11 protein-coding genes are annotated in these 12,208 nt (G+C 44.3%); 5 read left to right on the plus strand and 6 right to left on the minus strand.

Features of this window, described 5'->3' with window-relative positions:
• Positions 1–244: 244 nt before the first annotated feature.
• The 3 genes from L21SP3_RS03385 to glmM all read right to left on the minus strand — a co-directional run bounded on the left by L21SP3_RS03385 (position 245) and on the right by glmM (position 3,533).
• Positions 245–1,057, minus strand: coding sequence for a tetratricopeptide repeat protein (locus tag L21SP3_RS03385; protein WP_077539347.1), 813 nt, complete (start codon positions 1,055–1,057; stop codon positions 245–247).
• Between the two features lie 75 nt (positions 1,058–1,132).
• The gene (locus tag L21SP3_RS03390) at positions 1,133–2,176 is read right to left on the minus strand and encodes a hypothetical protein (protein WP_077539348.1); all 1,044 of its coding nucleotides are present in this window, start codon (positions 2,174–2,176) and stop codon (positions 1,133–1,135) included.
• Between the two features lie 10 nt (positions 2,177–2,186).
• Entirely contained in the window at positions 2,187–3,533 is a 1,347-nt protein-coding gene (gene glmM, locus L21SP3_RS03395) for a phosphoglucosamine mutase (protein ID WP_077539349.1), read from the minus strand.
• Between the two features lie 432 nt (positions 3,534–3,965).
• On the opposite strand from glmM, the gene L21SP3_RS03400 reads away from it, so the two are divergent.
• Entirely contained in the window at positions 3,966–5,096 is a 1,131-nt protein-coding gene (locus L21SP3_RS03400) for a cellulase family glycosylhydrolase (protein ID WP_077541818.1), read from the plus strand.
• An 89-nt stretch (positions 5,097–5,185) separates the two neighbouring features.
• On the opposite strand, the gene L21SP3_RS03405 is transcribed toward L21SP3_RS03400, so the two are convergent.
• Positions 5,186–6,304, minus strand: a complete 1,119-nt coding sequence (locus L21SP3_RS03405) for a 6-phosphofructokinase (protein ID WP_077539350.1) — start codon at positions 6,302–6,304, stop codon at positions 5,186–5,188.
• Between the two features lie 292 nt (positions 6,305–6,596).
• Between L21SP3_RS03405 and pta the strand changes: the two genes are divergently transcribed.
• Positions 6,597–7,598, plus strand: a complete 1,002-nt coding sequence (pta, locus tag L21SP3_RS03410) for a phosphate acetyltransferase (RefSeq protein ID WP_077539351.1) — start codon at positions 6,597–6,599, stop codon at positions 7,596–7,598.
• Positions 7,599–7,677: 79 nt separating this feature from the next.
• On the plus strand, positions 7,678–8,865 hold the full coding sequence (locus tag L21SP3_RS03415) for an acetate/propionate family kinase (protein ID WP_077539352.1): 1,188 nt from the start codon (positions 7,678–7,680) through the stop codon (positions 8,863–8,865).
• A 65-nt stretch (positions 8,866–8,930) separates the two neighbouring features.
• On the opposite strand, the gene L21SP3_RS03420 is transcribed toward L21SP3_RS03415, so the two are convergent.
• Together L21SP3_RS03420 and L21SP3_RS03425 are read right to left on the minus strand one after the other, a co-directional pair.
• Positions 8,931–9,878, minus strand: a complete 948-nt coding sequence (locus tag L21SP3_RS03420; protein WP_077539353.1) for a ribonuclease H family protein — start codon at positions 9,876–9,878, stop codon at positions 8,931–8,933.
• A gap of 16 nt (positions 9,879–9,894) precedes the next feature.
• Positions 9,895–11,121, minus strand: coding sequence for a hypothetical protein (locus L21SP3_RS03425; protein ID WP_077539354.1), 1,227 nt, complete (start codon positions 11,119–11,121; stop codon positions 9,895–9,897).
• A gap of 235 nt (positions 11,122–11,356) precedes the next feature.
• Between L21SP3_RS03425 and L21SP3_RS03430 the strand changes: the two genes are divergently transcribed.
• Entirely contained in the window at positions 11,357–11,863 is a 507-nt protein-coding gene (locus tag L21SP3_RS03430) for an RNA polymerase sigma factor (protein ID WP_077539355.1), read from the plus strand.
• Entirely contained in the window at positions 11,863–12,084 is a 222-nt protein-coding gene (locus L21SP3_RS03435; RefSeq protein WP_077539356.1) for a hypothetical protein, read from the plus strand. The genes L21SP3_RS03430 and L21SP3_RS03435 overlap by 1 nt, the downstream gene beginning before the upstream one ends.
• Positions 12,085–12,208: the final 124 nt, after the last annotated feature.

Below are 12,208 nucleotides of genomic sequence, written 5' to 3' on the forward strand. Positions count from 1 at the left end.
AGCTTAATCAGCTTTTTAAAATTCCTATTGAAAAGGGAATAACTTATTTTAAAGTAATATTACACCTTCATCTTAACAAGTGCAAATATCCAGATTAATAATTTTATTCTAACTGCCTTGAATTTAATATCAAGCCGTTTTTATACTAAAATCTGTTTGTGTTTGAAGTATTTCGGCTTTTTTAAACTAAAAAAGCGGCCTTATAAATTAAAGCCGCTTAGTTATTTCGAAATATATAAACTTATCAGTTCTTCATTTTATCTTTCATCTGTTCGGAAGATCGCGTTCTCTGAATATCTTTAATTCTCATTTCTGCAGTTTCTATATTTGAAGGGTAATCCTGCTCTTTCTTGAGAGCAAGCTCATAATAGCGAAGCGCCTCTGAACGCCTGCCAAGCTTTTTATCAAGAATGCTGGCAAGCTTAAAGCGTACAGGATATCCATCTATATCAGGATTCCATTGTACCGCCCTTTTATAGTAAAGACCAGCAAGCTTGTAATCCTTGAAGAATGAATATATCTGACCTGCCCTGTATGCGGCATCATCAACTTTATCGCTGTTGGGGTAATTTTCAATAAGCTCATTAAACATATTCAGAGCTTTCCTGAAACCGGGCGTATCCCCGATAAGAACGGTAAAACGCGTTTTGTTGTACAAATCGTTTGCCTTGTTGAATAGCTTGTCTGCCTCTGGAACTGAAACAAGGTTCTTGGCCTGTTTTGAAGATATCTCACCTGCAACAATAAACTTGTACTGAGGTGTATCTCCAATCATATCGAGCTCTCTCTTCGCCCAGTTGGATTTACGGTAGTTTCCGGTGTCCTCATAATAGTCCATGAGAGTCTTTAACGCCGCCACATATTCGCGTCTTTCCTGGGCCAGTTTTTCAACAAGATCAACTTCAGCGGCCTCAGGAGGGGCATCATAACTTTGCTGCTGGACCTCTGCCTCAGGTTCTGTTGTGTAAATAGAGCTGTATCTTTTTTCTTCGCTGCATCCGGCTAAAGCAAATGCCAAAGCAAAAACTGAAACTAATAAGAATATACCGTTTTTCATAAGTAGGCCTTTCATATACACGTTTAAACGCCAAATTGCAAATGTGTGTTTAGAGTACCAGAGAATTCTTTTAAGTCAAGAGTTAAATCTATCTTTTTTAATTACTTCGCCCGGTAAAGTTACAACGCCCGGCCAGAGCTTTCTGCCCGGGTATATAAGCGTTCCGATGCCGGTTTTTACATTATCGCCTATGAATGCACCGAGCTTCCGCCTGCCCGTATCTAACTTTTCATCCTGCACAACAGTGGTATGATTGCCCCCGTCGTGTCGATAGTCTGCGGTTATAGTGCCCGCCCCGAAGTTGCAGTTTTCACCGAGTACAGAATGAGCTGCATAGCTGATATGCTTTGAGGTAAATCCGTCCATCAGCACAGAATCATATACCTCCATCCTGCCAGCTTGCACGCCTTTGCCTATTACCGTATCTTTACGAATATAAGCAAACGGGCCGATAACAGAGCCTGAATCAATAAATACAGGCCCTTCGATGTAAGTCCCGCTTTTGACAACTGCCCCTTCAGCTATATGAACATCGCCCTTGAGTACTACATTACCCTCTAATTCGCCTTCTATTTTCCTGCCCTTAATCCTCCGCACAAGCTCAACATTTGCTTCCAGATAATTCCACGGATAACGCAAAGCAAGGCAGTAATCCTGAACTTCCAAAGGCTTGAGGCGTTTATCAAAGTCTGCGATTGAACAAACTTCTGCAGGGTCAAATGAATACGCATTTACCTCTTCTCCGTAAGAGGTGAGTTTTGCGTTTTTCTCATCTGCAAGCATCTGCATATCTTTTTTGCTGTATATTTTGTCGCACCTGAATAAGAGCACCTGTCTTGTATCAACAAGGCTCCTGCTTATCTCAGTAAGACAGTCCTGCCATTTCGTGGAGGCTGTTATGAAGCGCACTTTAACGCCGTTAAACTCATGACCGAGCTTTTCGATTATTTTATCGGCCTCAAAACCTACAAAAACTATGTACTCCTCTGCCTCCCCGCAGGCAAGCAGATTATGCTCTATCACAGTTTTATCAAGAGCCTTGAGCATTGCTGCGGGCCTGTTTACAGTATGCGGGCAGCACTCAGTGCTTTCCATTGCGGCATAGCAAACTACTTTCATTTTTTCTCCTTTAAGCTCCAGCAGCTATCACTTTTTTTGCTTCTTCGTTTATTTCTTCAAGCATCTGCCTGTCCGGGCCTTCAACCATAATCCTGCATACATTCTGCGTTCCCGAATACCGTACATAAAACCTGCCATTATCTCCAAGCCTTGATTCTGCCCTTTGCTTAAGCTCCGAGAAGCCCGAAATTTCTCCAAAAGGTCGTTTCTCGCTCACCTCGACCTTATCAATCACCTGGGGGAAAAGCTCTATTTGTCCGGCAAGCTCAGAGAGCGGCTTGCCTGATTCCTTAACCATACGGGCAAAGTGAACTGCGGCAAGTATCCCGTCGCCGGTTGTGTTGTAGTTTCCGAGTATGATATGCCCGCTCTTTTCTCCGCCGAGGCTGTAGTCGTTCTTGAGCATCTCTTCGATCACGTACCTGTCGCCGTTGGCAACTCTAACGGCAGAAATGCCGAGCTTTTTGAGCTCTGCATCTACAGCGAGATTTGTGTACTGAGTTACAACAACGGTATCATTTTTGAGCCAACCCTTAGACTTATAATAAAGGGCAAGCAGAAAGATTGTTATATCCCCGTCAACAACGCTGCCATTCTCATCAAGCGTTATCAGGCGGTCGGCATCCCCGTCGAAGGTAAATCCGATATCCGCTTCGCTTTCCGCTACGAATTTGCTGGAGTTTTCCGGGTACATTGCCCCGCAGTCCTTGTTTATATTAGTCCCGCTTGGGGCATCATTCACAACAATCACATCTGATGCGAGGTTTTTGAATATATCTCCCGCTACAGGACTCGCAGCACCGTTTGCGCAGTCGAGTGCAACCTTCATATCTTTAAGACTGTCTCTTTCTGTTGTTAGAGCTATAAATTCTGAAAACTGAGGCTTAAAATCCTCGCAAACAATCTTACCTACCGCTGCTCCTGTGATATGGGAGGTGTCCAGTGGGTCTTCCAGAATGAGTCTTTCAATCTCAAGCTCTTTCTCATCAGGCAGTTTAACACCCTTATTGGAGAAAAATTTTATTCCGTTATCCTCTGGCGGATTATGCGAGGCAGTTATCACGATCCCTGCGTCTGCATCTATCATCTTAGCCGCGACTGCCGCAGCAGGGGTAGGCATTACCCCTATAAGCCTTACTTCCGCCCCCATAGCGCAGAGTCCTGCGGAGATTGCCGCCTCCAGAACCACTCCTGAAGACCTTGTGTCCCTTGCTATCACAAATACAGGACGAGATTCCTCCCTGCGAAAAATCTTTGCCGCTGCCTTGCCCGTTTTTACTGCTGTTTCAACATCGAGAGGGTATGCGTTTGCAAGTCCTCTTATCCCGTCTGTTCCAAAAAGTTTTCTTTCAGCCATTAGTTAATCCAACTCTTTTATTTAATATTCAAAGTCACGAGGCTGATTATAATATATGCAAATAAGGAATCAAACTTTGCTTCAAAGTTAATAACCCGCCGGAAGGAAATACACAGCATAAACACTCCTTTTGGGTGAATATATAGCTCAAAAGCTTATATACCAGATTTGCAGCGAGAAAGTCCTGAGCAGGAATTCCTTCAGCATGGCAAAGCTCCGCAACATTAAAGCCCACAATTTTTCACTTCTCGCTTAGCATTATGCAAAAATTTATATTTTTTTGTATGTAAAGTATAAGCAGTTTCTGATATTTATGCGGCGTTCTGTATTCCGGCAGAAAACGATTGAATTAATGTTGAATTTCGAACATTGCAAGGTTTAGTGATGAACGAAAATTTCAAAAAATATATTTTTTTATTTAAGAGGTTTACTATGGCAAAGAAAATTACAATCACCCTGCTCTCATTACTATTTTTCTGCGGCGCTGGGCTGGCGAAAAACGCTCAGTGGAGCGTTGAAAAAGCCAACCAGTGGTACTCACAGCAGCCTTGGATGGTTGGCTGCAATTTCCTCCCGAGCACCGCTATAAATCAGATTGAGATGTGGCAGGAGCTCACTTGGGACCCGCAGACTATCGACAAAGAGCTCGGCTGGGCTGAGCAACTCGGATTCAACACCGTCCGCGTGTATCTGCACGATTTGGTTTATGAGCACGAAAAAGAGGGCTTCATAAAAAGAATCGACGAATTTCTTGATATATGCCAAAAGCACGGCATAAAACCTCTGCTTGTATTCTTCGACGACTGCCACTGGGCGTGGCCACATATGGGCGTTCAACCAAAGCCTGTTCCAGGCGTTCACAATTCCGGCTGGAAACACAGCCCGGGCTGGTTTACAACAAATGCCTACGAAAAAGGGACTGTAAGCAAAGCCGAAAAGAGAAAACTCGAAGACTACATCAAGACAATACTGACGGAATTTTCGAATGATAAGAGAATCCTCGCTTGGGATCTTTATAACGAACCGGGCAGGTCGGGCAATAAACCTGTCAAGCTTCTCAAAGATACATGGCAGTGGGCTTGGCAGGTAAGGCCTTCTCAGCCGCTTACAGCGTGTGTAAACGGATGCGCAAACGATCAGGCAAAACGAATAAACGCTAAGAACAGCGATGTTTACAGCTTTCACTCATACCACAACCCGAAAGGCACACAAAAACAGATTGATTTTGCAAAGAAAGACAGCAATGGAAGGCCGATTCTCTGCACTGAATATATGGCAAGAACCAAAGGCAGCACGTTTCAAAACTGCCTGCCGGTTTTCAAGAAGGAAAAAATATCCTGCTGGAACTGGGGACTAGTTGACGGAAAATCCGGGACAAAATGGCCTTGGTCTTCAAGGACTAGAGACCGAGACGGACTTATAAGACCCCTGCCTTCTTCAGACCCTGACAATGCCCCGGCAGACCCGCCGGTATGGTTTCACGATATCTTCCGCAAGGACGGAACGCCCTACAGAAAGTCGGAAGTGGATTTTATCAAGAAAATCCTAAAAGCCGGTCAATAAACAACTCTTCGTAAGACTTCTTTATGTATGCGATTAAAAGCAGAAACGGGCATCCATGCCAGTAACGCCGGCGGTGCCCGTTTTTTATGTCAAATTTTCAGTTCGCAGCCAAGGTTGGTATCAACGAGAAGAGCAGTTTTTATCCATTCATGGTCGCTGGGTACTTTTCTTGTAATCCCGGCTACCTTTTCAAGGTCAACCGGTACGCACTTATTGTTTTTCACTCCAACCATAACATTATAAACCCCCTCAGCAAGCAGCTGGCCAACTTTAGTTCCGAGCCTTGTGCAGAGCAGACGGTCTGATGCAGACGGGCTCCCGCCACGCTGAACGTGCCCGAGCCTTGTAACCCGAGTGTCAATTCCGCAGGCCTGCGTGATCTTGCGGGCGATTTTGGTGGAAGTGGTTTCCTCAACCAGATATGTGCCGTCGTCGTCCATATAGGTTTTCTTCTTCTTTTTCTTCTTGCCGTTTTCCTTGATCTCGTCTGACTCCTTCTTAGAAAGCGCACCTTCAGCCACAGCCACAATCGAAAATCTTTTCTGATGCCTTCTTCGTGCAAGCAGATGATCTACAATGCTTTCAATTTTATAAGGCAGTTCAGGAATCAGGATAACATCCGCCCCGCCTGCAATGCCTGCACCGAGTGTAAGCCAGCCGGCCTTGTTGCCCATAATCTCGCAGACAATTACCCTGTGGTGGCTTGTGGCAGTTGTATGGAGTTTATCGATAGCGTCGGTAGCGATTTCGATGGCAGTATCAAAACCGAATGTGATATCGGTTTCAGCAACATCGTTATCGATGGTTTTGGGCAGTGTTATAACATTCAGCCCCTTTTTGCAAAGGTCCATCGCATTTTTCTGCGTCCCGTTGCCCCCTAGACATACAAGGCAGTCTATATGATTCCTCTGAGCGTTTGCAACAGCAATATCTGTTACATCAAGAATTTGATCGCCCATCGGCATCTTTCGGGGCTTGTCCCTGCTTGTACCGAGAATTGTCCCGCCGTTGGTAAGTATGCCGCTGACGTTCCTGTCTTCGAGAACCATTGTTCTGTTCTCAACGAGTCCTCTGAAACCATCAAGAAAACCCACAACTCGTGAGCCGTTTGCCATTGCAGACTTTGCAACACCCCTGATTGCTGCGTTAAGTCCCGGACAGTCTCCGCCGGAGGTTAATATTCCTACACATTTTGTTTTGTTGCTCATAATTCACCCTGTATTTTCTTTCATTTGAATTTAGTATATACTGCCGGATTAAATTATCAACAGAACAAAAGACTTGAAGAACAAAAACGCAAAGTTAAGTTTTGATTTGGAACGCGGAAAAAGACTGAAAATCTTCCAGTCTTAGATGCAGCCAGCTTAGCGACAGAGTTATTTTTCTGATATTTTCTAAAATATTCAGGATTAACTGCAAACTGTCTTGAACAGCAAAAGAGTTTTTTTATAATTTTAAGACGTGGTTTTTATCTTTTAATAATTCAAGAAAGTTGACACAATGTCTGAAACAGAACAATTTCTAACAAATATCAAAGAAAAGGCTAAATCTCTATGCAGGCATATAGTTCTGCCGGAGGGGGAAGATAAGCGCATGGCTGAAGCCGCTTCTATGGCTTCAAAGGAAAAAATGGCGAAAATCACTATGCTCGGCGTTGCAGAACGCATCACAGCAAAACTAAAAGAAACCGGTGCGGCAATGGATATGATAAACGTTGTCAATACGGCAGATTCCCCCAAGCTTAAGGAATATGCTGAAGAGTTTTACCAGCTCAGAAAAAAGAAGGGCATTGATATGTCCAAGGCCGAACAGGCCGTTAAAGACAGTATGTATTTCGGCACAATGATGCTCAAAAAGGGCGATGCAGATGGGCTTGTAGCTGGAGCAGTGCATTCTTCGGCAGATACTATCCGCCCCGCTCTTCAGATTGTCAAATGCGCCCCTTCTGTTAATACCGTTTCGAGTATGTTTTTTATATGCAGGGGCGAGGAAACTTACCTCTTCTCAGACTGCGGGCTGAATCTCAACCCAACCACCGAACAGCATGCGGACATTGCCCTTGCCACGGCAAACACAGCGAGACAGTTCGGCATTAAGCCTCGCATTGCAATGCTCTGCTATTCCACCAAAGGTTCTGGGCTCGGGCCGGATGTAGAAGCTATGCAGGAGGCAACAAAGGCCGCTAAAGAAAAGCTTGCTTCTGAATTTGAAGGCGATTACGCCATCGACGGCGAACTTCAGTTGGATGCGGCGTTTGTCCCGAAGGTAGCTGAGAAGAAGGCGCCCGGTAGCCCGCTCGAGGGGAAGGCAAATGTTTTCATATTTCCGGATCTCTGCGCAGGAAACATTGCATACAAGCTGGCAGAAAGAATGGGAGGAATGAGCGCATACGGCCCGATTCTACAAGGCATAGCCAAACCTGTCAACGACCTGTCAAGAGGCTGCAGCGCAAGAGACATTCTGGCAACTATAGCAATTACAGCCATACAGGGCGAAAAATGATAATCAGAGGGTGCATAATGCACCCTTTTTTAGTTCAGCATATATATTGTTAACAGAGAAGTAAAAGGTGATTAGATAAATGAAAATTCTCGTAGTAAACTGCGGGTCAAGCAGCTTGAAGTATCAGATTTTCGACATTGAACAAGGCAGCTTCAACCTTCTGGCAAAAGGTTCTGCAACACGCATCGGGATTGAAGGCTCTATAATAGAGCATAAACCTTCAGGCAAAGAGGAATGCAGCATAAAAAAGCCTCTGAAAAACCACAAAGAGGCAATGCTTGCGATTGAACCCCTGCTCACAGATGACAAATACGGCGTTCTGGAAGATATATCTGAGATCAACGGTATCGGGCATCGAGTGGTTCACGGGGGCGAGGTCTTTAAGTCTTCAGTGGTAATTGATGAGGATGTTATCAGAGACATTGATAAGCTGTCCAAATTTGCACCCCTTCACAACCCTGCTAACCTTACCGGCATTCAAACTTGCAGGCAGCTGATGGATGCTCCTAACGTTGCAGTATTTGACACTGCTGTGCACCAGACAATGCCGGCAAAGGCATTTATGTACGGCCTTCCTTTGGAGTATTACAAAAACAAGGGCATAAGAAAATACGGCTTCCACGGCACAAGCCACGATTTCGTTTCAGCAGAAGCTGCAAAACTTATCGGCAAGCCGTTCGAGCAGTGCAGAATTATTACATGCCATCTCGGCAACGGCAGCTCTATCACCGCATTCAAGGACGGAAAAGTGCAGGATACTTCTATGGGGCTCACTCCCCTGCAGGGAGTTTTAATGGGCACTAGATGCGGCGATGTTGACCCGGCCGCAGTTCTTTCTGTTATGCAGTCCGACGGGATAATGCCAAAGCAGATGGACGAAATACTCAACAAGAAATCCGGCCTTCTCGGCCTTGCCGGCAGTTCCGATTTGAGGGATGTTATGAATATGGCCGAGCAGGGAAATCAGGATGCAAAGAATGCAGTTGAAATACTGGTTTACAGTATCCAAAAGTATATCGGTTCATATCTGGCTTCGCTTGGCGGCGCAGATGCAGTTGTTTTTACGGCTGGAATCGGCGAGAATAATCCAATTATCAGGGATAATGTGCTGAGCTGCTTTGGTTTTGCAGGAATAAAAGTGGACAAAAGCAAGAACGTGGCAGGAGAAAAAGTATTCTCCACTGATGATTCAAAAGTGAAAGCCTTGCTTATTCCCACAAACGAAGAGCTTATGATTGCTATGGATACATACAAAATGATATCCTGACATCGCTTATAAAAAGAAATCCCAGGCTGGGGCTTTATAGAAGCTCCGGCCTTTTTTAATGAAAATCATCGCGTTCGGACAAGGCGGGTTCTGTCTATCTGCTTGTTTTCGATTATAGGCTCAATTTCAGAAATAAATCGAAGGCCGTCCTGCCAGTAGCCGGCAGTCGGGGAAAGCCCCGGCATTTCGGCAATAAAAAAATCATTAAGCGATTGTATCATTATCTCCCTGAGCAGTTTGCACACCATTGAAGATGCAGAAACAGGAAGAAATCGCTGATCTGCTTTTGCAGTGAAATGTATCTTAATCTCTGAGCCGCCCTTTAGAAGATAGCTTGAGATGTTTTCTGATTCTTTAATTACAGCAACATCCATATAAGGGAACATCTTGGCAAGCGGCCTTGAATAATGAGCCCTCCCGCCCTGCCGGTCTGCGATGATTTGAATCTTTTCCTTTGGATGATTCTTTGCGATCAGTGCAATCAGCCGGCATACAAGAGTGAACAAAAGAGAAGATTTATTCTGTACGCTTTGGATTAAGTCGTTGTATGTCCCAGCATCGAGAAGCTCAGCAGAAGCACCAATAAATTCTATATTATTCTTTTGGCATTCTCTGCTGAAAACCTCGCTTGAAATGCTCAAATCCTGAATATCGTAACCCAGAGACTGGTTTTTAAGCCTTTCATACCAAGGGTAATCAGCCGGCCTTCTAAGTGAGCCGTATGTTAAGCAGTCAATAAGCTCTCTTGCTGATTCAGGGCGAACACCGGTAAGGGCAAGTACTGTTTTCAGCAAATGGCCGATTCCTGATTTTCGAGAATAAGCTTTTTTGCTGTCTGTTATGAGAAGACGACCCCGAAGACCGCGTTTGTTTTTTGCTGCTGCCGACTTCAGAAGCTCCCAGAGATCCTCAGCGATTATTTCATCAGGAATGCCAAAACCTGCACAGCTCACCGCTAGAGGCCCGAGGATCGGACCGTAACCTGCTTCATCTATCCCATACAAAACTGCCATATTCCGCTTTCAAGCTCTATTTATCCAGCGGTGTTTCAGAAGTTCCCTTGATGTAGAGCTGCGGAAGGCTCCCGTGAACTTCTTTCCAATTGGGTTCTTCGCCTCTTTTTGTTTGCCCCGCAAAAAGCCAGCCGGCCTGTTTGTAAAAATAATAATCCTTCATCAGTTCTGGCTTGAGTGCTCTGCTTGTTCTGCCCTTATACTCATCTCCGCAGCCTGCTGGATTGAAGCATTCAGAAGTTTCTATGTCCCAGAAACAGCCCTCAAGAATGCTTTTCTGAGTTTCACCTGCAACACCGCCTCTTGAATTGTCTGAGAGCTCTGTGGAAAGCCCTCCAGCGAAAAATGAATTCCTTATAATTGAGTAATACTGCCGGCCGGCAATCCCGCCTCCAAAAGCATTTTTTTGCGGAAAAACATTCGCCTTGCTCCAGCATGCAGTAAGTGTGCCGTTATAGAGCTCGCCTGATATGCCGCCGCAGTAGCTGTTTTTATTGCCCGAACTCACTCTGCACGCCTTTGTGAAGCATCTTGTTATCTCACCTTCAACAGCGTAGCCTGTAATACCGCCGGCATAAGAGAATTTTTCAGAATCCACTGAAACATCACAAACAGAAGAGCTGTTTTCAACTACAGATTGAAGAGAGTATCCAATCAATCCACCTGCAAACGCCCTTCTGCCTGCATAAACATTTATCTCGCCCGAGCTGCTGCATCCTGTTACCTGCCCGCCTTTCAGCCGGCCGACGAGGCTGCCGGCGGCGGCGTAATCGCCGCAGCGGACATTAATCTTAACCTCCGATGCAGAGCAGTTAATCAGCTTGCCCTTGCATAAACCTGCAAGACTCCCCGCATAAACAAGGTCATCTCTCGCTGCAAACATCTTCGGTTTAACCAAGTGCAGATCAGCTATCCTTGCATTCTGAGAGAGGTTGGCAAATAAACCTGCTGTCTCAGAATAACGTCCGGTGTAGCTCAGATTATGTATCTTATGGCTGCCGCCTTGAACGGTGCCGCCGAAAGGCTCCTCCTGCTCTGGAGCTATAGGGTCTATTTGCAAGCCTTTCATATCAACATCAGAAGTGAATTTGAAGCTTTTCCCCCAATGACCGGGGGTTTCAGCCAATTGAACGAGGTCATCTGAAGAGCCTATCTCAAACGGAGCTTCCAGAGACCCGTCTCCCCCTGAATATGAAAATAGCGATGCCGAAAGAAGCAGTAAGATTAAATTTATTTTTCTCATTTTTTATGCCTGAAACTAAGAAATACCTATTAATTATTATACTTAAAACAGCAGAATTTCAATCAGTATTCATAACCAAACTTTTTTAATTTGCTCCTTTTTGCATTTTTACTGCTGAATCATAGGGTTGTTTACAAATTGAAAGGAAAAATGTTAAATTTGGTGTTACCTATAATCGTCAAGTCATTAAAATACTCTTATACATAAATTTAGTTAAACTGCGATAGAAAATAATATGGATGAAAAGTATTTTGCAGAAAAATTGTCATTGGAAGGCTCTAAGCTGTATAATTACATCCTTATGATTGTGCCTAACACAGCTGATGCTGATGACATATTTCAAGAGGCTTCTCTAATTATGTGGCAAAAAAGAGATACTTTCAAGAAAGGTACAAATTTTCTTTCATGGGGCAGAACAATCGCACGCTACTGCGCAAAAAATTACTGCAGAAAACATTACTCCCGAAGCTCATATTTAGACAATGACATATTAGAGCTTATTGAATCAGAAAATGCCAAAGAAGACGCAGGCAGCGACATAAAAAAGGAACTGCTCGAGGAATGTGTCGAAGATGTAAGCGGTTCCTGCAAAAATTTACTCTCAATGAAATACCAGCAGAGATTTACTTTGAGCGAAATCGCAGGCATACTCGACTTATCTATAACAGCGGTACACAGACGGCTTTCAAAAACGCATGATATCCTTTCAAGGTGCATCGGAAGAAAGATGCTGGATTATTGATGAAAACTCATTTTATCTATAAAAGCATTCTCAGCAGGTTAATTCTTGCTTCGCTCAGTGGAGAAATTACGTACGATCAGTTAGATAAGCTGAACCAGCTTCTCGCTTCAAGCCGAGAAGCCAGAGATTATTACAGAAATTTTATTTTCTGCTGCAGCTGCTTTGAAAAAGACGAGATTCCGGTTTACTCTAATGTTCACTTAAGAAAATCCTCAGGCTGAATTCTGACTGTCATATCTTTCTCGGCGGCAAGAAACCACGTATTTCCAAGACTAATATATTTGCAGTATTAATGCTTTTTCACTGTTTCAGGTGAATTCTGCTTAAAATATTTGCAAAAACCTG

The organism is Sedimentisphaera cyanobacteriorum, assembly GCF_001997385.1.
In the GTDB taxonomy this organism is placed as follows: Bacteria; Planctomycetota; Phycisphaerae; order Sedimentisphaerales; family Sedimentisphaeraceae; genus Sedimentisphaera; species Sedimentisphaera cyanobacteriorum.

Excerpts from the sequence above, each read along its gene's own strand:
- L21SP3_RS03430 (WP_077539355.1), top strand. The coding sequence starts at position 11,357 with ATGGATGAAAAGTATTTTGCAGAAAAATTGTCATTGGAAGGCTCTAAG.
- L21SP3_RS03385 (WP_077539347.1), bottom strand. The coding sequence starts at position 1,057 with ATGAAAAACGGTATATTCTTATTAGTTTCAGTTTTTGCTTTGGCATTT.
- L21SP3_RS03435 (WP_077539356.1), top strand. The coding sequence starts at position 11,863 with ATGAAAACTCATTTTATCTATAAAAGCATTCTCAGCAGGTTAATTCTT.
- L21SP3_RS03420 (WP_077539353.1), bottom strand. The coding sequence starts at position 9,878 with ATGGCAGTTTTGTATGGGATAGATGAAGCAGGTTACGGTCCGATCCTC.
- pta (WP_077539351.1), top strand. The coding sequence starts at position 6,597 with ATGTCTGAAACAGAACAATTTCTAACAAATATCAAAGAAAAGGCTAAA.
- L21SP3_RS03425 (WP_077539354.1), bottom strand. The coding sequence starts at position 11,121 with ATGAGAAAAATAAATTTAATCTTACTGCTTCTTTCGGCATCGCTATTT.
- glmM (WP_077539349.1), bottom strand. The coding sequence starts at position 3,533 with ATGGCTGAAAGAAAACTTTTTGGAACAGACGGGATAAGAGGACTTGCA.
- L21SP3_RS03390 (WP_077539348.1), bottom strand. The coding sequence starts at position 2,176 with ATGAAAGTAGTTTGCTATGCCGCAATGGAAAGCACTGAGTGCTGCCCG.
- L21SP3_RS03415 (WP_077539352.1), top strand. The coding sequence starts at position 7,678 with ATGAAAATTCTCGTAGTAAACTGCGGGTCAAGCAGCTTGAAGTATCAG.
- L21SP3_RS03400 (WP_077541818.1), top strand. The coding sequence starts at position 3,966 with ATGGCAAAGAAAATTACAATCACCCTGCTCTCATTACTATTTTTCTGC.
- L21SP3_RS03405 (WP_077539350.1), bottom strand. The coding sequence starts at position 6,304 with ATGAGCAACAAAACAAAATGTGTAGGAATATTAACCTCCGGCGGAGAC.